22 protein-coding genes are annotated in these 22,461 nt (G+C 69.2%); 9 read left to right on the top strand and 13 right to left on the bottom strand.

Annotated elements, in window-relative coordinates:
• Nucleotides 1-3: 3 nt before the first annotated feature.
• The gene (locus tag C8D87_RS32500) at nt 4-423 is read right to left on the bottom strand and encodes a MarR family winged helix-turn-helix transcriptional regulator (protein ID WP_112229542.1); all 420 of its coding nucleotides are present in this window, start codon (nt 421-423) and stop codon (nt 4-6) included.
• A 78-nt stretch (nt 424-501) separates the two neighbouring features.
• Here C8D87_RS32500 and C8D87_RS32495 point away from each other — a divergent pair, with 78 nt between their 5' ends.
• Nucleotides 502-1,110 carry a maleylpyruvate isomerase family mycothiol-dependent enzyme gene (locus C8D87_RS32495; protein WP_112229541.1) on the top strand — a complete coding sequence of 203 codons (609 nt, stop codon included), beginning with the start codon at nt 502-504 and terminating at the stop codon, nt 1,108-1,110.
• Here C8D87_RS32495 and C8D87_RS32490 read toward each other — a convergent pair.
• Entirely contained in the window at nt 1,107-1,658 is a 552-nt protein-coding gene (locus C8D87_RS32490; RefSeq protein ID WP_215732553.1) for a GNAT family N-acetyltransferase, read from the bottom strand. The two genes, C8D87_RS32495 and C8D87_RS32490, sit on opposite strands and share 4 nt — an antisense overlap.
• A gap of 192 nt (nt 1,659-1,850) precedes the next feature.
• Between C8D87_RS32490 and C8D87_RS32485 the strand changes: the two genes are divergently transcribed.
• From C8D87_RS32485 to C8D87_RS32470, 4 genes are read left to right on the top strand one after another with little or no spacing between them, the layout of a single operon-like run.
• Complete coding sequence (locus tag C8D87_RS32485; RefSeq protein ID WP_112229539.1) at nt 1,851-2,396, top strand: PadR family transcriptional regulator; 546 nt, start codon at nt 1,851-1,853, stop codon at nt 2,394-2,396.
• Nucleotides 2,393-3,097 carry an ABC transporter ATP-binding protein gene (locus tag C8D87_RS32480; RefSeq protein WP_109640222.1) on the top strand — a complete coding sequence of 235 codons (705 nt, stop codon included), beginning with the start codon at nt 2,393-2,395 and terminating at the stop codon, nt 3,095-3,097. Before C8D87_RS32485 ends, C8D87_RS32480 begins: the two co-directional genes overlap by 4 nt.
• Nucleotides 3,094-5,730 (top strand): FtsX-like permease family protein, encoded by a 2,637-nt coding sequence (locus C8D87_RS32475; protein WP_112229538.1) that lies wholly within the window; start codon nt 3,094-3,096, stop codon nt 5,728-5,730. Before C8D87_RS32480 ends, C8D87_RS32475 begins: the two co-directional genes overlap by 4 nt.
• Nucleotides 5,731-5,739: 9 nt before the next feature.
• Nucleotides 5,740-6,372: an alpha/beta fold hydrolase gene (locus C8D87_RS32470; protein ID WP_112229537.1), complete on the top strand. Its 633-nt coding sequence runs from the start codon at nt 5,740-5,742 to the stop codon at nt 6,370-6,372.
• A gap of 232 nt (nt 6,373-6,604) precedes the next feature.
• Here C8D87_RS32470 and prcA read toward each other — a convergent pair whose 3' ends face one another.
• The 5 genes from prcA to C8D87_RS32445 form a co-directional block, all read right to left on the bottom strand.
• Entirely contained in the window at nt 6,605-7,372 is a 768-nt protein-coding gene (gene prcA, locus C8D87_RS32465) for a proteasome subunit alpha (protein WP_112229536.1), read from the bottom strand.
• Between the two features lie 34 nt (nt 7,373-7,406).
• Complete coding sequence (gene prcB, locus C8D87_RS32460) at nt 7,407-8,255, bottom strand: proteasome subunit beta (RefSeq protein ID WP_109640226.1); 849 nt, start codon at nt 8,253-8,255, stop codon at nt 7,407-7,409.
• Between the two features lie 49 nt (nt 8,256-8,304).
• Nucleotides 8,305-8,499 carry a ubiquitin-like protein Pup gene (locus C8D87_RS32455; RefSeq protein ID WP_109640227.1) on the bottom strand — a complete coding sequence of 65 codons (195 nt, stop codon included), beginning with the start codon at nt 8,497-8,499 and terminating at the stop codon, nt 8,305-8,307.
• A gap of 79 nt (nt 8,500-8,578) precedes the next feature.
• Nucleotides 8,579-10,072: a depupylase/deamidase Dop gene (gene dop / locus C8D87_RS32450; RefSeq protein WP_109640228.1), complete on the bottom strand. Its 1,494-nt coding sequence runs from the start codon at nt 10,070-10,072 to the stop codon at nt 8,579-8,581.
• A 72-nt stretch (nt 10,073-10,144) separates the two neighbouring features.
• Nucleotides 10,145-12,538 carry an FtsX-like permease family protein gene (locus C8D87_RS32445; protein WP_112229535.1) on the bottom strand — a complete coding sequence of 798 codons (2,394 nt, stop codon included), beginning with the start codon at nt 12,536-12,538 and terminating at the stop codon, nt 10,145-10,147.
• Nucleotides 12,539-12,645: 107 nt separating this feature from the next.
• Between C8D87_RS32445 and C8D87_RS32440 the strand changes: the two genes are divergently transcribed.
• On the top strand, nt 12,646-13,143 hold the full coding sequence (locus tag C8D87_RS32440) for an NUDIX domain-containing protein (protein ID WP_112229534.1): 498 nt from the start codon (nt 12,646-12,648) through the stop codon (nt 13,141-13,143).
• Here C8D87_RS32440 and C8D87_RS32435 read toward each other — a convergent pair.
• The 5 genes from C8D87_RS32435 to C8D87_RS32415 form a co-directional block, all read right to left on the bottom strand.
• A complete protein-coding gene (locus C8D87_RS32435; protein WP_112229533.1) occupies nt 13,130-14,008 on the bottom strand; it encodes an aldo/keto reductase in 879 nt (292 codons plus the stop codon). The genes C8D87_RS32440 and C8D87_RS32435 overlap by 14 nt on opposite strands.
• Nucleotides 14,009-14,023: 15 nt before the next feature.
• Nucleotides 14,024-15,058: a glycoside hydrolase family 5 protein gene (locus tag C8D87_RS32430; RefSeq protein ID WP_112229532.1), complete on the bottom strand. Its 1,035-nt coding sequence runs from the start codon at nt 15,056-15,058 to the stop codon at nt 14,024-14,026.
• Nucleotides 15,059-15,217: 159 nt separating this feature from the next.
• Nucleotides 15,218-16,267: a glycoside hydrolase family 5 protein gene (locus C8D87_RS32425; RefSeq protein WP_109640233.1), complete on the bottom strand. Its 1,050-nt coding sequence runs from the start codon at nt 16,265-16,267 to the stop codon at nt 15,218-15,220.
• Between the two features lie 97 nt (nt 16,268-16,364).
• Nucleotides 16,365-17,120: an ABC transporter permease gene (locus C8D87_RS32420; protein WP_112229531.1), complete on the bottom strand. Its 756-nt coding sequence runs from the start codon at nt 17,118-17,120 to the stop codon at nt 16,365-16,367.
• Nucleotides 17,117-17,818: an ABC transporter ATP-binding protein gene (locus C8D87_RS32415; protein ID WP_112229530.1), complete on the bottom strand. Its 702-nt coding sequence runs from the start codon at nt 17,816-17,818 to the stop codon at nt 17,117-17,119. The genes C8D87_RS32420 and C8D87_RS32415 overlap by 4 nt, the downstream gene beginning before the upstream one ends.
• A gap of 111 nt (nt 17,819-17,929) precedes the next feature.
• Between C8D87_RS32415 and C8D87_RS32410 the strand changes: the two genes are divergently transcribed.
• A complete protein-coding gene (locus C8D87_RS32410; RefSeq protein ID WP_112229529.1) occupies nt 17,930-18,997 on the top strand; it encodes a sensor histidine kinase in 1,068 nt (355 codons plus the stop codon).
• Nucleotides 18,994-19,620, top strand: a complete 627-nt coding sequence (locus C8D87_RS32405; protein WP_112229528.1) for a response regulator — start codon at nt 18,994-18,996, stop codon at nt 19,618-19,620. Before C8D87_RS32410 ends, C8D87_RS32405 begins: the two co-directional genes overlap by 4 nt.
• Before the next feature lie 52 nt (nt 19,621-19,672).
• On the opposite strand, the gene arc is transcribed toward C8D87_RS32405, so the two are convergent.
• Nucleotides 19,673-21,469, bottom strand: a complete 1,797-nt coding sequence (gene arc, locus C8D87_RS32400) for a proteasome ATPase (protein ID WP_109640238.1) — start codon at nt 21,467-21,469, stop codon at nt 19,673-19,675.
• Nucleotides 21,470-22,183: 714 nt separating this feature from the next.
• Here arc and C8D87_RS48110 point away from each other — a divergent pair.
• Nucleotides 22,184-22,461, top strand: a 278-nt coding sequence (locus C8D87_RS48110) for a hypothetical protein (RefSeq protein ID WP_233442399.1), incomplete at its 3' end; no start/stop codon positions are given.

The following is a 22,461-nucleotide window of genomic DNA, read 5'->3' as shown; positions in this document are numbered from 1 at the left end:
TGCTCAGCGGTACGGGTCGGTGACCTCCACCAGCTTCTCCAGCGCCTCGCGCAGCTGGCCCATGCGGCGCTTGCCGATGTGCTGTTCCCATTCCGCCTCGATCCTGGCCATCTCCTCGCCGGCGACGGGGAGCGCGCCCTGAGCCTTCTCGGTGATCCGGACCAGCCGCGCCCTGCCGTCGGTCGGGTCGGGCACCCGTTCCACGTACCCGGCCTTCTCCAGCTGGTCCACCAGGAACCCGGCGGTCTGCTTGGTCACCTGGGCCGCCTCGGCGAGCTCGGTCAGCCTCGTGCCGTCCGGGCCGATCCGTTGCAGCACACGGGCCTGGGCGAGGGTCACGTCGTAGCCGGCCGCGGTCACCGCCGCCATGATCCGGTTCTCCAGCTCCCGGTACGGGATGTAGAGCAGCAACCCGATGTTCACCGGAGACTCCCCTTGTTTTAGTCAGAGACTCTGATTAAAGTAGTCAGCCTCTCGAACTAAATCAAGAGGAGGTTCGCAGTGGACACCACCCAGATCTGGCAGACGATCGACTCCGAACGCGCGGCGACGGCGGAGCTGCTCGCCGGCCTGTCGGACGCGGAGTGGACCTACCCGTCGCTGTGCGAGGGCTGGACCGTGCGCGAGGTGGCCGCCCACCTGACGCTCGCGCCGCACGCCACCATCGGCGGCGCGATCCGCGACTTCGCCAGAGCCAGAGGCAGCTTCAACCGCATGATCGACCAGACCGCACGCCGCTCGGCCCGCAGACCGACCGCCGAGATCGTCGCGGACCTGCGCGGCAGCGTCGGGGTGCACAAGCTCGCGCCTGGACAGAAGCTCAAGGACTGCCTGATGGACATCATGGTGCACACGCAGGACATGGCCCTGCCGCTCGGCATCGAACGCCACATGCCGGCCGAGGCCGCCATCGTCGCCGCGGACCACCTGTGGCAGATCGGTTTCCCGTTCCACGCGCGCCGCAGGCTGGCCGGGCACCGGCTCGTCGCCACCGACGCCGACTGGTCGACGGGCGAGGGCACCGAGGTCAGCGGCCCGATCGAGGCGCTGGTGATGTTGCTGGCCGGCCGCAGCGCCGCGATCCCGAAGCTCACGGGCATCAGCGCCTAGAGCGAGCGCACCATCCTGCGGCACACGTGGACACGCTCGAACCGTTGCCGCATCTCGGTTTCCCGCTCGATCCGGGCGTGCAGGAACGCTCCTGCCGCCGTCAGCCCGTGCCTCGCGATGACCACGGTGCCGACCTCGTCGGCGGACGCGTGCACGTGCAGATAGCGCGAGGACTCCACGAACCCGTTGCGCGCGTACCACTCCAGCGCGGGCTTGTCCTCGCGGATCCAGGCGTCGAGAGTCGTGACGCCGCACCGCTCCAGCCGTCGCAACGCTTCCGCGAGCAGGGCCGTCGCGATCCCCCGCCCCTGATGATCGGGGTGCACCACCACGTTGTCGATGGTCGCCTCCGCGCCGGGCACCGACACGTCGAGCAGTCCGACCACCACGTCGTCGTCCACCGCGACGAGCTCCAGATCGGCCCGGCGTTTGGCCTGCCACACGTCGTCGTAGTAGCTCGTCGCGAGGAACCCCAGCACCCGACAGCGCAGCCACGACGGCTCGTCCGCCGAGTCGTAGTCCCGGACCACCGGCCGCTCGCCCGTCACCGCAGGACTGCTCGACGCCCCCAACAGGTTCACTCGCCCGGTTCGTCCCCGCACTGCACCGACCACGTCTCCCCCAAACACGCTTCCGCCGGTCGTTGCAATTTCAAGGGTTCCTGATCGCAGCCCCGCTCGCACGTGGGTTTCGTCATCACCGTTTGCCAGGAACATACTCGGTATGCATACTCGGTAGGCATGTCGGTCAAACACGGTCTGCTCGCGCTGCTGGAGCGCGGGCCCATGTACGGCTACCAGCTGCGGGCGGCGTTCGACTCGGCCACCGGCGGCACGTGGCCGTTGAACATCGGGCAGGTCTACACGACGTTGTCGCGCCTGGAGCGCGACGATCTCGTGGTCGCGCTGCCGGAGAACGATGGCCAGCGCCCCTACGAGATCACCGGGCAGGGCCGCGCCGAGCTCAGGAAGTGGTTCTCCTCGCCGGTGAAACGCGGCGACCGCCCGCGCGACGAGGTGGCGATCAAACTCGCCCTCGCGATCACCACCCCCGGCGTCGACGTGGCCAAGGTCGTGATGACCCAGCGGACGGCCACGATGCGCACGCTGCAGGAGTACACGCGCCTGAAGACCCAGCCCGGCGAGCTGCCGTGGCTGCTCGTGCTCGACGCGATGATCTTCCAGGCCGAGGCCGAGCTCCGCTGGCTCGACCACTGCGAGGCGAGCCTCGTGCGCTACGAGACCCAGGCCGTCCCCGAGCCCGCCGATGTCGAGGTGCCGAGATGACCGTCCTCGAACTGCGTGACGTCCACCGCGTCCACGGCACCGGCGGCACCGCCGTCAAAGCGCTCGACGGCGTCTCCCTCATCGTCTGCCCCGGCGAGCTCGTCGCGGTCATGGGCCCGTCCGGCTCCGGCAAGTCGACGCTGCTGAACCTCGCGGGCGGCCTCGACAGTCCCACCAGCGGCCAGGTCCTCGTCGACGGCACCAGCCTGCAGTCCCTCTCCCGCAAGCAGCTCGCCGCCTGGCGACGCAAGCGGATCGGCTACGTCTTCCAGGACCTCAACCTCATCGCGAGCCTCACCGCGGCCGAGAACGTCGCACTCCCCCTCGACCTCGACGGCGTCCGCAAGTCCCGCCAGCAGGCCGAGAAGGCACTGTCCGAAGTGGACCTCGACGGCTACGCCGACCGCTTCCCCGACGAGATGTCCGGCGGCCAGCAGCAACGCGTCGCCATCGCCCGCGCCCTGATCGGCGAACGCCGCCTCGTGCTCGCCGACGAGCCCACCGGCGCCCTCGACTCCCGCACCGGCGAGGCGGTGCTCCGCCTGCTGCGCTCCAAGGTGGACGCCGGAGCCGCCGCCGTCCTCGTCACCCACGACGCCCGGCACGCAGCCTGGGCCGACCGCGTGATCTTCCTGCGCGACGGCGTGGTCGTCGACGTCTCCCAGCGCGACCAGCCAGAAGAACTGCTGAGCACCCCGTGACCGGATGGCGCGCAGCACTGCGCATCGCCCGCCGCGAGGCCCGCAGGTCCCGCGGCCGCACCGCACTGGTCGTGGCCCTGATCCTGGTGCCCGTCGCCGCACTCTCGTTCGCGGCGACCGTCCACGACTCGACCACGCTGACTCCGGCCGAGGAGTCGTCCCGCCGCATGGGCGCCGCCGAAGCCCTGGTCAGCTGGCCTCACCGCGGCCCGGTCATCCAGCAGCCGACCAGGGATCAGGCCATCCCGATCGGCAACGCGGACGGCCAGGAGCCGTCGGAAGAGCGCCTGAGAGCCCTGCTCTCCGGCACCGAGCTCGTGCCGGTCGAACGCGGGGGCGTCAACTTCCGCACGACAGCGGGCATCGGCCGGGCGGGCGTCCGGCAGCTCGACCTGGCAAACCCGCTCACCCAGGGCCTGATCACGGTGCTGGAAGGCCGCCCGGCGGCCAGCGGCACCGAGATCACGTTGTCCCGCAAGGCGATGTCCCGCACCGGCGCCCAGCTGGGCGGCACCGTCACCACCGAGGACGGCCGTGTGTTCACCGTCGTGGGCGTCATCGAAGAACCCGACCGCCTCGACAACACCACCCTGGTGGCGCTGCCCGGCACCTTCGCGGGAACCGACCGCTCCTGGCTGGTCACCACGCCCATCGACTGGGCAAAGGTCAAGGAGCTCAACAAACTCGGCATCGCGGTGCTGTCCCGCACCGTCCTGCATCACCCGCCCACCACCGCCGACCTCTATCCGCAGTTCCGCGACGACCACGAGCTGAGTGCGGACGTCCTCGTCCTCGTCGCGGGCTTGGCCGTGCTCGAGATGTCCCTCCTGGCCGGCTCGGCGCTGGCCGTGGGCGCCCGCCGCCGCAAACGCGACCTGGCCCTCGTCTCCGCGGTGGGCGGCGCCCCGTCCCACGTCCGCCGCATCGTCGTGGCCGACGGCGTGGTCGTGGGCCTGCTGGCGGCGCTGGGCGGCGTGCTGCTGGGCGTACTGGCCGGCGTGGCCAGCCGCCCGCTGATCGAATGGCTCCTGGCAGAACGCTTCGGCGCCCAGCGCTTCTACCCCTCCGCCCTCGCCGCCCTCGCCCTGCTCGCCATCGTCACCGGCGTACTGGCGGCCCTGGTCCCGGCCTGGATCTCCTCCCGCCAGGACGTCGTGACCGCTCTCGCGGGCCGCAGGGGCATCACCAGATCCCGGCGCCGCTGGCTGTTCCTCGGCCTGACCCTCATCGCCGCGGGCGTGGCCACGGGCGTCGTCAGCGCGATCGGGATGCAGGTGGTCGGCATCCTCATCGCCCTGATCCTCACCGAGGTGGGCCTGGTCCTCTGCACCCCGGCCCTCCTGGGCCTGCTGGCCAAAGCCGGCCGCTGGCTCCCGGTGGCCCTCCGCATCGCCCTGCGCGACGCCTCCCGCAACCGCACAGCCGCCGCCCCAGCCATCTCGGCGGTCATGGCCGCGGTGATCGGCGCGGTGGCGGTCAGCATCATCCTGACCTCCCAGTCCCAGCAACAAGCAGCCCAGCTGGCGGGCAACATGGGCGACGTGACCGTCTACCGCCCGGACGACGTCACCAAGCCCAGCACCACCACCATCCCGCCGTCAGTGGCCACCGCCATCCGCAACACCATGCCGGTCGCCGAAACCCACGAGATCAAGCTCCTGGCGTGCGACGGCGGCCCGTGCTTCGCCCACATCCGCCCACCGGTCGACCGCGAATGCCCCTACTCCCCGGACGTGCTGGACCGCGAGCCCACCGAGGCCGAACAACAGTCGGCGCGGGCCGACCAGCGCTGCACCGGCGTGGGCCGCACCCACCGCTACTTCGGCAGCTTCAGCAGCCCGAACGGCTTCCTGGCGGTAGCCACCCCAGACGCCGCGAAGACCCTCCTGCACCTGCACCCCGACGAGGTGGCCGCGGCCCAGAACGCCCTCCGCGAAGGCAAAATCGTCGTGAACGACCCCAACCTGCTGGCAGACGACAAGGTCCTCCTCGCCACCGGCACCCGAGCCACCACCATCCCGGCCCCAGGCCACGCCACCCCGAACCGCGACCGCGCCCCCATCGCGATGATGACCGAGGAAACCGCCAGATCCCTGGGCTTCGACGTCTCGACGTCCACCGTGTACGCCACCACGACCCGAATGCCCACCGAGGCAGAACAAGACGCCCTGACCGCAACCCTGGGCGGCGAGTACGAGGTGCACGTGGACCGCCCGACAGAGTCCGACGTCCAGCAGGCCCTCGGCATCCTCGGCCTGGTGGCCGGCATCATCACCCTGGCAGCCGCCGCCCTTGCCACCGGTCTGGCCGCGGCCGACGGCCGCCGGGACCTCACCACGCTGGCGGCGGTGGGCGCCACCCCCACCCTCCGCAAACTCCTGTCCCTGAGCCAAGCCGGCGTGATCGCGGGCACCGGCGGCCTCCTCGGCACAGCGGCAGGCGTGGGCTCAGCCCTCGCCCTCCTGGCCGCGCTGAACGTCGGCTACACCAAGATCTGGCCCCAACCAGCCCTGAACCCGCTGACCATCCCCTGGCCCAACATCGCCATCTCCCTGCTGGTGGTCCCAGCGGTGGCAATGCTGGGCGCGGCCCTCTTCACCCGTTCCCGCCTGCCGATCGAGCGCCGCGAATAGGCTGCGCCCGTGACAACCTTCGCGATAGTGCACGGCGCAGGCGATGTGGGCTGGTCATGGCACCTGGTAGCAGAGGCGCTGCAAGCCGAGGGCCACACCGTGATCGCCCCGGACCTCCCCACCGAGGACGAGTCGAAGGACCTGACGGACTGGGCGGCGACCGTGGTCGACGCCCTCCCGTCCACTTCGGACGTGGTGGTCGTGGGCCACTCGTTCGGCGGCCTGGTGGCTCCACTGGTGGCCGCGGAGACCAACGCCTCGGCCCTGGTCCTGGTGACGGCGATGCTGCCGCGCCCGGGCGAGGCCCCCGGCGACTGGTGGACCAACACCGGCTACACCGACAGCGGCCTGGAAGACCAGTTCTGGCACGACGTTCCGCCCCACCTGGCGGAGGAGTCCCAGAAGCGCGAACGGGACATGTCGGAAACCGCCATGTCGAAGCCGTGGCCACTCGACGCGATGCCAGCGGTGCCAACGCATTTCGTCCTGTGCACAGAGGACCGCTTCTTCACGCCGGAGTTCATGCGGCGAGTGGTGGCCGACCGCCTGGGCGTGGAACCGGTGGAGCTGGCCGCGGGCCACTGCGCTCAGCTGAGCAAGCCGAGAGAACTGGCAGCCCTGCTGGCCACCTACGCAGCCTGAAGCCCGAAGGCGAGGCCCCACCAACACAACGCCGGTGGTCCCGTCACGAGTCGCGCCAGATCGTTGGCCGCGCCAGAGGGGTCAGGTCAAGTCGACACGCTTTTCGTCGACTTGACCTGACCCCTCTGGCGCCCAAGCGCCTACGCACCCCAACCGCCTACGACCCCCAAGCGCCCCAAACGAAAGGCCCCCGGGGGAACACCCCCGAGGGCCCATCGCAACAACCAAAACCCTACTTCGACTCGTCCTCCGAGCCAGGCAGCTGAACGTCCTCCACAGGCTTCCCGCCCTTGGTGGGCGCAGGCAGGAGCTGAGCCAAAGCCGCCCCGGCAATCCGCCGGAACGCCCTCCGAGGCCGAGCCCTCTCCAGAACCGCGATCTCCAGCTTGTTGGCGGGCAGCAACTCCGGTCCGCCATTACCGGTGGAGGGCGAGCCGGCGGACAGAGCCTTCACCGCGACCGGCACAGCCTCCGCCAACGACAACCCGTCGGCGAACGACTCCTTCAGCGCGGTGTTGGCGGCGTCCACGGTGCCACCCATCACGATGTACTGCGGCTCATCCACAATGGACCCGTCGTACGTCAACCGGTACAACGTGTCCGAGTCGGCGGTGTCCCCGACCTCGGCCACGCAGATCTCCACCTCGAAGGGCTTGATCTGCTCGGTGAAGTAGGTGCCGAGGGTGGTCGCGTAGACGTTCGCGAGAGACCTGGAGGTCACGTCACGCGGGTCGTTCTGGTAGCCGCGCACGTCGGCGAACCGGATGCCCGCCTGGCGCAGGTTCTCGAACTCGCTGTAGCGGCCGACGGCGGCGAAGCCGATGCGGTCGTAGATCTCCGAGACCTTGTGCAGGGTGCTGGAAGGGTTCTCCGCGACGAACAGAATGCCGTCCGCGTACTTCAGCACGATGACGCTGCGACCCCTGGCGATGCCCTTGCGGGCGTACTCGGAGCGGTCGCGCATCACCTGCTCTGCCGATGCGTACAGCGGCATCGTCATGGGTGGTGCTCCTGACGTCGAACCTGATGGGGACTCAGCCTGAAGGGCGGGACCGGCGGCCTTCGACGACCGCGTCGGCGACCGTGGCCACCTGGGACTCCGGGATCTCGACGGCGCCGTCGGGGCCGTTGATCGTGACCACGACCGGGTAGAGCTTGCGGACCGGGTCCGGGCCGCCCGTCGCCGAGTCGTCGTCGGCCGCGTCGTACAGCGACTCGATGACCGAGCGGATGGCGGCGTCGACGTCCGCGTCCGGGTCGTAGAGCTTCTTGAGCGCCGACTTCGCGAACAGCGAGCCGGAGCCGACGGCCTGGTAGCCCTGCGACTCCTCGTAGCGGCCGCCGGTGACGTCGTAGGACACGATGCGGCCCGCGCGGTCCGAGTCCGTGGCCGAGGTGTCGTACCCGGCGAACAGGGGCACCACGGCGAGGCCGGCCATGGCCGCGTCGAGGTTGCCCCTGATCATCGCCGAGAGGCGGTTCGCCTTGCCGTCGAGCGACAGCGAGACGCCCTCGATCTTCTCGTAGTGCCGCAGTTCGACCGTGTACAGCCGCACGATCTCGATCGCGATGCCCGCCGTGCCCGCGATGCCGACAGCCGAGTGGTCGTCGGTCACGAAGACCTTCTTCATGTCGCGCTGGGCGATGACGTTGCCCATCGTCGCGCGCCGGTCACCGGCGATCACGACCCCACCCTTGTAGGTGGCCGCGACGATCGTCGTCCCGTGCGGGGCCTGGACGGTCCCCTCCGGGAGCTTCCGTGCGCCAGGCAGCATCTCGGGTGCCTGCGCCCGCAAGAAGTCCGTGAACGACGACGAGCCCGGCGTCAGGTACGCCGGAGGCAGCGCCGCGGCCGGGTAACGCCCGGTCGAGCTGTGGTCCATGTGTTGGTTGTTCTCCCGTCCCCGAAATGGTCAACAGGCCCCCGAAGGCCTACTGACCACCCTTTTGCACGTATGCGCGGACGAAGTCCTCCGCGTTCTCCTCGAGCACGTCGTCGATCTCGTCGAGGATCGCGTCCACGTCCTCGCCGAGCTTCTCGCGGCGTTCCTGACCCGCTCCGGCAGCGCCCTCGGCACCGTCGTCGCCGTCGCCACCACCCTGGCGCTGCTTCTGTTCCTGGGACATCTCGGCCTCCCGCTAACTCGCCTGACAAGAACACTACCCAGCGGCACCGACAAAAATCCTGAGCCACTCGGGTAGACGATCACCCGCGAGTGAGCGCGTCCACCAGTTGCTCGGCGGTGTCAGAGGCCTCCAGAAGGGCTCCGACGTGCGCTTTCGTCCCGCGGAGCGGTTCGAGCGTCGGGATTCGCACGAGGGATTCTCGACCCAGATCAAAGATCACCGAGTCCCAGGATGCGGCCGCCACCGAGGTGGGGTAGCGCTCCAGGCACCGGCCGCGGAAGTACGCACGCGTGTCCTCCGGCGGAGTGGTGATGGCCGCGCGCACCTCCTCCTCGCTGACCAGGCGCTTCATCGAGCCGCGCGCGACCAGGCGGTTGTAGAGGCCCTTGTCCAGCCGGACGTCGGAGTACTGCAGGTCGACCAGGTTGAGCCGCGCGGAGCCCCACGCGAGGCCGTCGCGCTGCCGGTAGCCCTCGAGCAGCCGCAGCTTGGCCACCCAGTCGAGACGGTCGGCGCACTCCGCGGGGTCGCGGGCGAGCGCGTCGAGCACCTCGCCCCAGACCCGCAGCACGTCGCGGTCGCCGATGCCCTCCTTCTCGATGAAGGCGGCGGCCCGCTCGTGGTAGGCGAACTGCACGTCGAGGCCGGTGAACTTGCGGCCGCCGGTCAGCTCGACCTTGGTCTTGAGGGTCGGGTCGTGGCTGATCTGGTGCACCGCGCGGACCGGGTCGACCATGCGCAGGTCGTCGAACCGCATCCCGGCCTCGATCATGTCGAGCACGATCGACGTGGTGCCGAGCTTGAGGTACGTCGAGTACTCGGCGAGGTTCGCGTCGCCGATGATGACGTGCAGGCGGCGGTACTTGTCCGCGTCCGCGTGCGGCTCGTCGCGCGTGTTGATGATGCCGCGCTTGAGCGTCGTCTCCAGGCCGACCTCGACCTCGATGTAGTCCGAGCGCTGCGAGAGCTGGTAGCCCGCCTCCTCGCCGGACGGGCCGATGCCCACGCGGCCGGAACCGGTGATGACCTGGCGCGACACGAAGAACGGCGTGAGGCCGGCGATGACGGCGGTGAACGGCGTCGACCGCTGCATCAGGTAGTTCTCGTGCGTGCCGTACGACGCGCCCTTGCCGTCGACGTTGTTCTTGTACAGCTGCAACCGCGGTTGACCGGGCACGGTGGCGGCCTTCATCGCGGCCTCCTCCATCACCCGCTCCCCGGCCTTGTCCCAGATCACCGCGTCACGCGCGTTGGTGACCTCGGGCGCCGAGTACTCGGGGTGCGCGTGGTCCACGTAGAGCCGCGCGCCGTTGGTGAGGATGACGTTGGCCGCACCGAGGTCCTCGACGTCGGAGTCGGCGGGGTGGCCGCCGGGGCTGCCCAGGTCGAACCCGCGCGCGTCGCGCAACGGTGACTCCACCTCGTAGTCCCACCTGGCCCGCCGGGCGCGCGGTATGTCCGCCGCCGCCGCGTACGCGAGCACCACCTGTGTCGAAGTGAGCACCGGGTTCGCGGTCGCGTCGCCCGGCACCGCGATGCCGTACTCGACCTCGGTTCCCATGATCCGCCGCATACGCAACACCTTATGACCTGACCCCGGCAACAGCGTGAGGGGAGCTTCGCGTTGAAGCTCCCCTCACCCTATTCACCCGGACGCCAGTCCTGCCGCCGGGCGAATGCGGGACGCGCCGCGAGACGGCCCGAAAGCGGCCAGGACAGCCAGCACGACGACCGCCACCGCGCCTATGACCAGCGGCAACACGACCTTCAGGCCGGGCAGCGACATGTCGATCCCGGTGGACAGGATCGCGACTTCCGCGTAGGCGAACCCGAGTACGCCGCCGCCGATCACCCCGACCAGGGCCAACATGATCGCTTCAGCGATGACTCCGCCCTGCAGTCCGCCCCTGGTGACACCCAAGGCGCGCCTGAGTGCGAGCTCCTTGCGGCGTTCCTGGACCGAGATCGTCAGCGCGGTGCCGATACCGGTCACGGCGACCGCCACGGACAGCCCGAGCAGCACCATCATCAGCACGGTGCCGAGGTGCATGTACCGGTCCGCCTCCGCACGCTCGTCCGCGTCGGTCCGCACGACGACCGTCGGGTTGTTCGGCAGTGCGGCCTGCAGGTTCGCCCGGAACTGCGCCTGATCGGCCCCCGGCTTCAACGCGACCAGCACCTGCTCGGCCGGTCCGGAGGTCAGGCCGCCGATGATCGTCGCGTAGCCGGTGACGCTGCCGGGCAGAGTCCCGACGATCTTGTACTGCTTGCCGTCGCTCTCGATGAACGGCCTGTCCTGCCAGTGCGGCGGGACCAGCGCCGTACCGGCCGTGAGCTGCTCGCCCCCGGACACGTTCTGCGCCTTCAGCCACGCCTTGAACTGCTCGGGATCGACGCCGGACCCGTTCTCGGCCTTGTGCAGCACCACACTGGCGGCCACCTCGGGCTGGGCGGGGATGGCCGGCAGCGGCCGTTCCCCCGCGTCCACCACGGTCGCGTCCGGGCGTTCCTCGTTGGCGAACGTGTCGGCCATGTCCTGCGCCCCGCCCAGCACGACGAGGAAGAACGTCACCATGGAGCTGGCCAGCAGCAACGGCAACGCCACCGACGCGGACCGCTGCGGCATCCTGCGCACCTCGGCACCGGCGAGCTTCCACTGCGTGCCGCCGATCTTGCCGAACAACCGCGCGATGAACGGCACGGTGACCGGGCCGAGGATCCAGAACAGGCCGGTCACCGCGGCGATCGCGGAGAACGTGACGGCGAGCGGTGCCCCGGACGTGCCCTTGGCCGCGATCGCCACCAGTGCCAGCAGTGCCGCGCCGGCGGTGAACAGCAGACCGAACACCAGCCGCAGGCGCCGGACGGACTTCGGCGGCACCTCGTTCTCCGCCTCACGCAACGCGGCGAGAGGCGATACGCGCGCAGCGTTGATCGCAGGCCGGACTGCCGCCATCACGCTCAATACCGCGGCAACGACAACTCCGAGGATCACGTAGCCGAGCGACGGCAGCAGCTCCGGGCTGAGCTGCACCGCGCCGAACAGCGCGGAGACACCGGTGACGTCGAACGTCCTGGCCAGCAGCCACGCCGTCGGCCCGCCCAGCAGCGCACCGCCGACACCGGCCAGCGCACCGGTCAGCAGCGCCTCGAACAGGCTCCTGCGCACCAACGGCCCGCGCTGGGCACCGATGCACCGCAGCAGCGCTGTCTGGCGCTGACGTTGCGCGTAGACCGCACGGAACGTCGCCGCCGCCACGAACACCGCCGTGGCCAGCGCGAGCACGCTGAACGGCAGGAGGATGAAGGTCAGGTCGTTGCCGACCTTGTCGGCGTCAGGAGCCGGATCCCGCACGAGATACGCCGGACCGGCCGCACTCGCGACGGCGTCACGGGCACCGCCGATCACCCACACCGCTTGCGTCTCCGATCGCGGGTCGAGCTTGCGGGCGAGGTCGGGGCCCGCGACCAGGATCGGCCGCGAGTCGATCCCGCCCTTCTTCATGACACCGCTGACCGTGACCTCTAAGGGCCTGCCGTCCGCGGCGGCGAGGTTGATCTTGTCCCCGGGCTTGAGGCCGCGTTCGTACGCGGTGATCTTGTCGACGGCGACCTCGTTGCCGGCGGCCGGCGCCTTGCCCTCGGCCAACGGCCAGCGCACCAGATCCGGCTGCTGGACGTGCACCTCAGCCCGGTGCTCCCCCGCCCGGCCGCCGGCGTTCAGCAGATCCGCGCGCACCTCCTGTACCGGCACTGCCCTGCCGACCGCGGAAAGCCTGGTCACCAGCGCGTCGTCGAGCTTCGGGCGGTTCGCCTCGACGGTGTCGGAGCCGTACTCGGAGGGCTGGACGTCCACCACGTGCCCCACGGCGGACGGTGTGAGGGGTGCGCCCTCGTCGACCGACCTGGAGAGCGCGTCGCTCAGCACCAGGGCGGCCAGCAGGCAGGCCACACCGACGACGAGCGCGACGCCGGGCAGCAGCGCGCGACCCGGCCGGGCGCGGAACTCGGCGACGCCGAGCCGCAGGGAAGTGGACACGAATCCTCCTCGGTGACGTCTGACGGTCACGAAGGTAGGAAGAGAGACGATCAGCGGGCGTCGGACTGGGGTAGCAAGCTCGCGTACGACCACAGGAGGACACGGGGATGATCAACCTGTACGACGAGAACCGGTTCGTCATCGGCACGGTCTCGCGGGAACGCATGCGTGCCGAGAACCTGTGGCACGGCTGCGCGACCATCATCGTGCGGTCGGTCGACGGCTCGCGTGTCTACGTGCACCGCCGCACCGACACCAAGGACATCTTCCCCGGCCTCTACGACTGCACCGCCGGCGGCGTGATCGACGCGGGCGAGAACCCCGGCGAGGCCGCCGAGCGCGAGCTTCGCGAGGAGCTGGGAGTAGAGGTCCCGCTGAAGAAGCTGTTCATCTCCAAGTACGTCGACGACCGCACGCGCTACCACGTGTGGGTCTACGAGGCACGCACCGACGGCCCGTTCACCCACCAGCCCGAGGAGGTGGCCTGGGGCGGGTGGATGGACCTCGACGAGCTGCGCGTGAAGATCGAAGACCCCGGCTGGCCGCTGGTGCCGGACGGCCGGGCGATCGCCAGGGAGTGGCTGCGCCAGGTCAGTTCCAGCTGAGCCCGGCGCGGGTCTGCCAGTACTGCTCGGCCGGTTCTGCCAGGTCCGGCAGGTCCACGTCGATCCGCATGGCGTCCACATTGGACTTGAGCTGCTCCGGGCTCGCCGCACCGGACAGCACGACGTCCACCCACGGCTGCCGCACGATCGCCGCCAGCGCGACCGCGTCCGGCCCGACGCCCAGCGCTTCCGCCTGTGCCGCAACCGCTTGCGGCGGCTGCACGACGAGCCTGCCGTTGGCCACGCCCTCCTTGATGATCACGCGCAGCCCGGCGTCGTGTGCCTCGCGCAACGCCTCGCCCGCCGACGTCTCGAGGACGTTCCAAGTGGACTGGACGGACCGGAAGATGCCGAGTTCCAGCGCCTTGCGGATGGCGTCGGCCTGCCGCGGGCCCGACGTCGAGAAGCCCAGCGGCACCCCGATCTCGACCATCGCGTCCTGCAGGGCGCGATCGGAGAACAGCGGACTGTCGGCCGTGAGCGAGTGCACCTGGTAGAGCGCCACGCGTGGCAGGAGCGCCGAAGTCTCCTGCCACTGCTGGGTGAACCGGGCGAGCGAGTGCTCCTTGACCTCGTGCACCTCGGCGTCGGGCCGCCAGTCCGCCGTGTAGGCGTAACCCCACTTGCTGGAGATAGTCACATCGTCGTGGCCCGGCAACCACGACGACAGGAAGTCCTCCGACAGCCCGTACGACCGGGCCGCGTCCACCCACCTGATGCCCAGCTCATAGGCCGTGTCGAGGACCAGGTGGCACTGCGCGCGCATGGACTCGACGTCGCGCACGGCCGGCAGCGCGCCTTCACGCCCCAGGTTGATGTAGGCGGGACGACCGAGCGAGGCGAGACCGAGCGCGAGGTGAGCCATGCCGTCAACGGTAGATCACCACTGGTCGGCGGAGCGCACGATGTCGCGCACCCAGACACCGGCGGGCTTGAGCTTGCCGGTGCCGCTGAACGACGTGCCCGAGCAGGTGCCCTGCTGGAACACCGCGCCGGAACGCTTGTCATCCGAGAAGTTCCAGTTCGCCCAGGAGATCTTCTTGCGCTTCATCAGGTCGATGAACTTCTGCGTCATGGCGAAGTCGTTCGGGCCGTCGCCGGTGGCCTCCTGCGTGCCGAACTCCGTGACGAACACCGGGACCTTGCTGGACACGCGGTCGAGCACCGAGACGTAGTCGTCGCGGTGGTCCTTCGCGTAGAAGTGGAACGAGTACATGAAGTTCGTGGCGTTGACCTTGTTGTTCAGCACCACCGACGGATCCTGCTTGTCGGAGTGCCCGAACGTCGACCAGCCGTTCGTGCCCGAGATGATCAGGCTGTCCGGGTCCTCCGCGCGGATGACCGGGATCAGCTGCTCGGCGTAGGACTTGATCTTCGACCAGGACACGCCGTTCGGCTCGTTGGCAATGTCGTAGATGATGTTCGTCTTGTCCTTGTGCCGTGCCGCGATCTCCTTGAAGAACGTCTTCGCCTTGGCCGTGTAGACGTTCGGGTCGCCGGGGTCGAGCTGATGCCAGTCGACCAGCACGTAGAGGCCGCGCCTGGTGGCCTCCTCGATGTAGCTGTGCATCAGGTCCGTGAACTTGCGCGGGTTCGTCTCGTAGCCGCCGTCCTTCGCGGCGATGTACATCGCGACGCGGACGATGTCGGCCTTCCAGTCGTTCGTCAGCGCGTCCCACCACTGGGACTTGTTGCAGCCGTTGAACCACTGGATGCCGTGCGTGCTCATGCCGCGCAACTGGATGGCCTTGCCGTTCTTGTTGCACAGCTGGACTCCGCAGACCTTCAGCTGACCGTTGACCGCCGCGGGCGAACCCGCCGGCAACGCGGCAACAGCGGTACCGGCTGTCGTCACACCGGTCAACGGGAGCGCGACCGCCACACCGAGCGCCGCCACAGACCTCTGCCAAGCCATACAGCTTCCCCTCTCGGACTGGCGGCGGTGTTGTGAAAGGTATGGACGTCCACGAAGAGCGTCAATCGGATCGCCGCCGAACTGTCCCAAAAGGCAAGTGGCACAACGGCGAACGGCGGCCCCGAAGGACCGCCGTTCACGTGACCCGCCGGGGTCGGTCTAGCGATTTGCCCTGATGTGGTTGCGCACCCACTTGCCGGCGTCCTTCAGCGGACCCTCGCCGGCGAAGCTGTTGCCGGAGCAGGTACCGCTCTTGAACACCGCGCCCGTGCGGTGGTCGTCGGAGAAGTTCCAGTTGGTCCAGGAGATCTTCTTCGAGTTCATCAGGTTGATGAACTTGTTCGCCATGGTGAAGTCGTTTGGACCGTCACCCGACGCCTCCTGCGAGCCGAACTCCGTGACGAACACCGGTACCTGGTTCGACACCGTGTCCAGCGCCCTGAGGTAGCTGTCGCGGTGGTCCTTGGCGTAGAAGTGGAACGTGTACATCAGGTTCGAGGCGTTGACCTTGTTGCGGCTCACCTCGTTGATGTCCTTGCCGTCGGACAGGCCGAACGTCGACCAGCCGTGCGTGCCCACGAGCACCAGGCTGTCCGGGTCCTCCGCGCGGATGGTCGGGATGACCGCCTCCGCGTAGGACTTCACCCGGGACCACGACACGCCGTTCGGCTCGTTGGCGATGTCGTAGATGATGTTCGTCTTGTTCTTGTGCCGCGCCGCGATCTCCTTGAAGAAGGTCTTGGCGCGACTGGTGTTGTGGTTCGGGTCGCCGGGGTTCAGCTGGTGCCAGTCGACCAGCGCGTACATGCCGCGCTTGGTCGCCTCCTCGATGTAGCCGTGCACCATGTCGGTGAACTTGCGAGGGTTGGTCTCGTAGCCACCCTCCTGGATGTACATCGAGATCCGGAGAACATCGGCCTTCCAGTCGTTCGCGAGCGCGTCCAGGGACGCGGTCTTGACGCACTGGGAGTACCACTGGATGCCGTGCGTGCTCATGCCGCGCAGCTGGACCTGCTGGCCCGCCTGGTTGCACAGCTTCACACCGCAGACCTTCAGCTGGCCGTTGACCGCCGCGGTAGAACCCGGCGGCAGCGCGGCAGCGGAGACGTCACCCTCGGGTGCGGCAGCGACCGAGCTGCCTGCCATCACACCGGTCAGCGGGAGCACGACTGCCGCGGCGAGCGCCACCACAGACTTCTGCCAAGCCATTCAGCGTCTCCTCTCGGACTGCTGGCGGCGGATTAGTTAGGTAAGTTTCCTTACCGATTAAAGGTATAGATGACCATAAGGGCAGCGTTTGGGTGCGTCAAGCGTCTCGTCGCAGAAGAGTCACAGTTCCGGTACCGAGCGTCACCACTACGTAAATGAGCAAACATGTGACGGCGGCCAGCGGGGTCAGCGGCGCGTTCTCCACGATCCCGGCCACCTCGTACACCAGGTACGGCACCATCACCGCCGAGGCGTCCGTGTTCCACGGGTCCGGCAGCATCGGGGTGATCGCCGGCAGACCCCACAGCAGGACGCCGACCACGACGATCGCGACCGCGGTGGACCGCAGCGCCAGCCCCAGCCCCAGGCCGATCAGGCCGGTCACCACGATCGACAGCACCGCCGCGCCGAACCACGGCAGCACGTCACCCGGCCCGTCCCAGGGTGCGATCGGCGGCGGCCGGTCCCCCGTGATCAGCCAGCCCGCGCCGATGCTCAGCGCCAGCGCGGCGGCACCGATCACCGCGGCCGCCGTGGTGACGAGCACGGTCTTGGCGGCCAGCAGGCGTTTCCGGTCCGGCACGGCGGTCAGCGCGGTCAGCCTCGGGTCGGAGGTGGCCACGAGCGCACCGAGCGCGGCGACGCAGAACTGCACGACCGGGTTGATCACCACGCTGGCGTCGGCCGAGGCGAACTTCATCTGCTCAGCGGCCGGCGACGTGTCGTAGTCCTGGACCATCAGCCACGACAGCAGCGCGCCGCACGCGACCATCAGACCGATGGCGGAGACCAGGCCGAAGGGCGCCCGGACGGTCCGGAGTTTCAGCCACTCCGCGGCGAGCGCGTTCTTCACAGTCCCCTCCCGCTGGTCAGCTCGAGGTACGCGTCCTCCAGGGACCCGTTCCGCGTCAACGCTTCCATCGGTGTCTCCTTGACCAGCTGTCCTCTTGCGACGATCACGACGTGGTCGGCGGTCAGCGCCATCTCGCTCATCAGGTGACTGGAGACGAAGACGGTCCTGCCCTCCCTGGCGAGTCCGCGCATAAGGTCGCGGATCCAGCGCACGCCTTCGGGGTCCAGGCCGTTGACGGGTTCGTCGAACATCAGGACCTGCGGGTCGCCCAGGAGCGCCGCCGCGACGCCCAGGCGTTGCTTCATGCCGAGCGACAACGTCCTGATCCGCTTGTGCCGGACGCCTCCCAGCCCGACCTGCTCCAGCAGCTCGACGGCACGCTGCTCGCCGATCCCGTTGCTCGCGGCGAGCCAGCGCAGGTGGTCGAGCGCCTTGCGGCCGTGGTGCACCGCGGCCGGGTCGAGCAGCACTCCGACGTGCCGCAGGGGCCGGCTGAGGTCCTGGTACCGCCTGCCGCCGACCAGCGCCTCACCCTCGGTGGGCCGGTCCAGTCCCACGATCATCCGCATCGTCGTGGACTTGCCGGCGCCGTTGGGCCCCAGGAAACCCGTGACCAGTCCGGGTTGGACGGTGAACGACAGGCCGTCGACGGCTGTCGTGTCGCCGTATCTCTTCGTCAGGTTCCGCACCTCGATCATGTGGAAGAGAGTCGGCTGTCGCCGCCGTCAGCGGATCGGACCTCGGGCCGAACCCCGGAATCGGACCGTGGTCCGAGGCGTGCGGGTCCTCCGCTCGTTACCGTCGGTCCCGTGATCGCAAGACTGCACCTCTACCTGGTCGACGCGGCCGCCGCGGCGGTGATCGCGGTGCTCGTGGCGTACGGGATGCTCGAAACCCAGGACAAGCCGTGGTGGCTGGTCGTGCCGTGCACCGCCGTGATCGCCCTGCCCGTCACCGTCCGCAGGCTGTGGCCCGTGTCCGCGCTGACGCTCACCACAGCAGCCACCGTCGCCGTGGTGATCGGCCAGGTGCTGCCCGTCCAGGCGCTCGGCGCGCCGGTGGGGGCGGTGTGCTTCGCTCTCTACACCGTGGCCGTCGAACGCACCAGGACGTGGTCGCTCACCGGGCTCGTGGTCGCCGTGGTCGCGATCGGCGGCGTCGGCGGAGGCGAGCCGGAGAACATGCTCGCCGTCACCGCCGCGATGGGCGCGGTGTGGGTGATGGGTTACACGACCCGGCTGCGAACATCGTTCCTGCGGCGCGAGTCGTCGCAGCGGGCCGAACAGGCGTTGACCGACGAACGCATGCGCATCGCCCGCGAGTTGCACGACGTGGTGGCGCACAACCTTTCTCTCATCGCCGTGCAGGCCGCCAACGCCGCACACGTGCGCTCACCCGAACACGCGTACGAGGCGTTGAACGTGATCTCCGAGACGAGCCGGGCCGCCCTGGCCGAGATGCGCGGCCTGCTCGGCGTCCTGCGCTCCGACGCCGACCTGGCGCCCTCCCCCGGCCTCGACGGGCTGGCCGATCTCGCCGACCGGGCGTCGCTGGCGGGCGTGCGCGTCGCGCTGGACGTGCGGGGCGACTCCGTTGTGCCGGAAGGGGTCGGACTGTCGGCGTACCGGATCGTGCAGGAGGCGCTGACCAACGTGGTGAAGCACGCGGCGCCCGCCTCCTGCACCGTGCTGGTGGAGGTGGAGCCGGCGTCGGTGCGCATCGAGGTGGCCGACGACGGGCCGGGAGTTCGGGAGCTGGGTGTGGGACACGGGTTGATCGGCATGCGCGAACGCGTGGCGGTGTACGACGGCACGTTCAGCGCGGGCCCTGGTGCGGACGGCGGCTTCCGGGTCGCGGCGGAGCTGCCGATCCGATGACCAGTGTGCTGATCGTCGACGACCAGGCCCTGCTGCGCGCGAGCTTCCGCCTGCTGGTCGGCAACGAACCGGACCTGACGGTGGTGGGCGAGGCCGGCACCGGAGCCGAAGCGGTGTCGCTCGCTTCTTCTTTGCAGCCCGACGTCGTGCTGATGGACATCCGCATGCCGGAGATGGACGGCATCGAGGCCACGAAGCTGCTGTCCGGGCCGCGCGTGCTGGTGCTGACGACGTTCGACCTGGACGAGTACGTGTTCGGCGCGTTGCGGGCCGGCGCCTCAGGTTTCCTGTTGAAGGACACGCCACCGGCCGAGCTGCTCGCCGCGATCCGGGTGGTGGCGGCGGGTGAGTCGCTGCTGTCGCCGACCGTCACGCGGCGGCTGATCCGGGAGTTCGTCCGGCAGCCGTCCGCGCCGGCGGTCAAGGGGCTGGAAGTGCTGACCGAGCGGGAGAAGGAGGTCCTGCTGCTGATCGCCCGCGGGCTGTCCAACGCGGAGATCATGGCGCGGCTGCACGTCAGCACGGGCACGGTGAAAACGCACATCGGGAACCTGCTGTCGAAGCTGCACGCGCGTGACCGGGCGCAGCTGGTGATCGCGGCCTACGAGTCCGGCCTGGTCTGAGAACGCGAAACCGCCCCGGCCGAGGTGACCGGGGCGGTTCGGTGAAGCGGTCCTACAGGTAGGTGCCGGTGTTCGTGGCCGTGTCGATCGCGCGGCCCGCCTCCTGGTTCTTCCCGGTGACGAGCGTGCGGATGTAGACGATCCGCTCGCCCTTCTTGCCCGAGATGCGTGCCCAGTCGTCGGGGTTCGTCGTGTTCGGCAGGTCCTCGTTCTCGGCGAACTCGTCGATGATGGCCGCCTGCAGGTGCCGGACCGAGAGGCCGGGCTGCTTGGTTTCGAGCAGCGACTTGATCGCCGCCTTCTTGGCCCTGTCGACGATGTTCTGGATCATCGCCCCGGAGTTGAAGTCCCGGAAGTACAGGACCTCCTTGTCACCGTTGGCGTAGGTGACCTCCAGGAACCGGTTGTCCTCGGACTCCTCGTACATGCGCTCGACGGTGTGCTGCACCATGCCCTCGATGCAGGCCTTCGGGTCCCCGCCGAACTCGGCGAGGTCGTCGGCGTGCAGCGGGAGGTTCGGCGTCAGGTACTTGTTGAAGATGTCCTTCGCGCCCTCGGCGTCCGGTCGCTCGATCTTGATCTTCACGTCGAGGCGGCCGGGGCGGAGGATCGCCGGGTCGATCATGTCTTCACGGTTGGAGGCGCCGATGACGATGACGTTCTCCAGGCCCTCGACGCCGTCGATCTCCGAGAGCAGCTGGGGCACGATCGTCGTCTCGACGTCGGACGACACGCCGGAACCGCGGGTGCGGAAGATCGAGTCCATCTCGTCGAAGAACACGATCACCGGGGTGCCCTCTGACGCCTTCTCACGAGCCCGCTGGAAGATCAGGCGGATGTGCCGCTCGGTCTCACCGACGAACTTGTTGAGGAGCTCGGGGCCCTTGATGTTGAGGAAGTAGGACTTGGCCTGCTTGTCGGTTTCGCCGCGGATCTCCCGCACCTTCTTGGCCAGGGAGTTCGCCACCGCCTTGGCGATGAGCGTCTTGCCGCAGCCGGGAGGGCCGTAGAGCAGCACGCCCTTGGGCGGGCGCAGCTCGTACTCGCGGAAGAGGTCCGCGTGCAGGAAGGGCAGCTCCACGGCGTCGCGGATCTGCTCGATCTGCCGGGACAGGCCGCCGATGTCGCTGTAGTCGATGTCCGGGACCTCTTCGAGCACGAGATCCTCGACCTCGGCCTTGGGGACCCGCTCGTAGGCGAAGCCCGCCTTCGAGTCGACCAGCAACGAGTCGCCGGGCTTGAGCGGCGAGTCGAGCAGCGGCTGGGCGAGCCAGACCACCCTCTCCTCGTCCGCGTGGCCGACGACCAGCGCGCGGGCGATCTGGTCCTCTCCCTCTTCGGAGAGCACCTCCCGCAGCGCGCAGACCTCACCCGACCGCTCGAACCCGCCTGCCTCGACGACGGTCAGCGCCTCGTTGAGGCGGACCGACTGGCCGAAGGACAGCTTCTCCGGCTCGACCGCGGGGGACACGGCGACCCGCATCCTGCGGCCGGAGGTGAAGACGTCCACCGTCCCGTCGTCGAAACGCGCCATGAAGACGCCGTACCCGCTGGGCGGCTGGGCCAGCCGGTCGACCTCCTCACGCAGCGCGAGCAGCTGGCTACGTGCTTCGCGGAGGGTGTCTATGAGCTTCGTGTTTCGCTCGGTCAGTTGGCTGACCCGTTCCGTCGCCTCGGCCAGTCGCTGCTCGAGCAACCGGACGTGGCGCGGGGACTCGGTCAGCTTGCGACGCAACGACGCGATCTCGTCCTCGAGGAACCTGATCTGCGCTGTCAGCTCAGCAGAATTGTTGCCCTGGTTCAGCTCGCCACCCTCGTCGGGCTGGCTGCCGGGATGACCGTGCTGCATGTCGGCACCCTCCTCCCGTGTTCGTACCGATTACGGTACCGGCGATCACCGACAAAATCGTGCACTCACAACATCATCTTCGCTCGTGTGACGCAACGGTCCGGCCTCCAACAGAGGTCAACTGCTCCATCTCGGTGTTCGGTGGAACCGCCCACCCGCTACGGTGCGTCCCAGAAGCACCGACCGGCGTTTCGCCCATCGACACGCCGATCGACCTGCGAGAAGTCCGAGGAGAGGGTCATGGGAGCACCTCGGCGGGCACCCGGTCCCCACGCTCCGCGACCACCCTCGGACGACCGTGAACACGTCCCGTGCGGCTCGCGGCCCGGCGACGGGCGGCAACCCGCCGTCGTCCCACCAGGTGGACCACCGGCTGCTCCGATCGGTGGTCACGCACCGCAACGCACCCCACCCGTGCTCGTCGGAGGACCCGCTCAGGCGGGGCTCCAGTGCGACCGGAGGCCGTGCGGCCAACCGGGTGGTCTTGCCGGCGCAACCGGCGCACCACCCCGACAGCGCAGTGCATCGCGGTCGATTCCCGCTGGAGTTGCCGCAATCGTTATCAGACACGGCCTTCGCGCTGCCGGATGGCAACAGCACATCGTGTGCATAACCACTCGTGCGTGTCGATAGACCCCATTCGCCCGCGCGTTAGTCCGCGAAGCACCACAATGTCCAGCGAAAGATCACCTCATCCGCATCGGGGGAGTTTCGATGACCTACCCGCCGCAGCAGCCCGGGCCCTACGGGCAGCAGCCGCCGCCCGGCGGGCCGTACGGGCAGCAGCCGCCGCAGCAGCCGGGTTACGGCCAGCAGCCGCCGCCCGGATACGGCCAGCAGCCGCCACCGGGTTACGGCCAGCAGCCGGGTCCGTACGGCCAGCCCCAGCAGGACCCGTTCGGTCAGCAGGGGCCGCAGAGCGGTGGTTTCCCGCAGCAGGGCTACGGCCAGCCCGGTCCCTACGGCCAGCAGCCCGGCTACGGCGGGTTCGG

Source organism: Lentzea atacamensis (assembly GCF_003269295.1).
GTDB lineage: Bacteria > Actinomycetota > Actinomycetes > Mycobacteriales > Pseudonocardiaceae > Lentzea > Lentzea atacamensis.
The sequence above is the reverse complement of the archived record's forward strand: the minus strand, read 5'-3'. Positions and strand labels throughout refer to the sequence as shown.

What these genes read in the sequence shown, in the direction of transcription:
- prcA (WP_112229536.1), bottom strand. Translation starts at nt 7,372, where the DNA reads ATGACGATGCCGCTGTACGCATCGGCAGAGCAGGTGATGCGCGACCGC.
- arc (WP_109640238.1), bottom strand. Translation starts at nt 21,469, where the DNA reads ATGCAGCACGGTCATCCCGGCAGCCAGCCCGACGAGGGTGGCGAGCTG.
- C8D87_RS32435 (WP_112229533.1), bottom strand. Translation starts at nt 14,008, where the DNA reads ATGGCTCACCTCGCGCTCGGTCTCGCCTCGCTCGGTCGTCCCGCCTAC.
- C8D87_RS32430 (WP_112229532.1), bottom strand. Translation starts at nt 15,058, where the DNA reads ATGGCTTGGCAGAGGTCTGTGGCGGCGCTCGGTGTGGCGGTCGCGCTC.
- C8D87_RS32425 (WP_109640233.1), bottom strand. Translation starts at nt 16,267, where the DNA reads ATGGCTTGGCAGAAGTCTGTGGTGGCGCTCGCCGCGGCAGTCGTGCTC.
- C8D87_RS32415 (WP_112229530.1), bottom strand. Translation starts at nt 17,818, where the DNA reads ATGATCGAGGTGCGGAACCTGACGAAGAGATACGGCGACACGACAGCC.
- dop (WP_109640228.1), bottom strand. Translation starts at nt 10,072, where the DNA reads ATGCGGCGGATCATGGGAACCGAGGTCGAGTACGGCATCGCGGTGCCG.
- C8D87_RS32480 (WP_109640222.1), top strand. Translation starts at nt 2,393, where the DNA reads ATGACCGTCCTCGAACTGCGTGACGTCCACCGCGTCCACGGCACCGGC.
- C8D87_RS32485 (WP_112229539.1), top strand. Translation starts at nt 1,851, where the DNA reads ATGTCGGTCAAACACGGTCTGCTCGCGCTGCTGGAGCGCGGGCCCATG.
- C8D87_RS32440 (WP_112229534.1), top strand. Translation starts at nt 12,646, where the DNA reads ATGATCAACCTGTACGACGAGAACCGGTTCGTCATCGGCACGGTCTCG.
- C8D87_RS32405 (WP_112229528.1), top strand. Translation starts at nt 18,994, where the DNA reads ATGACCAGTGTGCTGATCGTCGACGACCAGGCCCTGCTGCGCGCGAGC.
- prcB (WP_109640226.1), bottom strand. Translation starts at nt 8,255, where the DNA reads ATGGACCACAGCTCGACCGGGCGTTACCCGGCCGCGGCGCTGCCTCCG.
- C8D87_RS32455 (WP_109640227.1), bottom strand. Translation starts at nt 8,499, where the DNA reads ATGTCCCAGGAACAGAAGCAGCGCCAGGGTGGTGGCGACGGCGACGAC.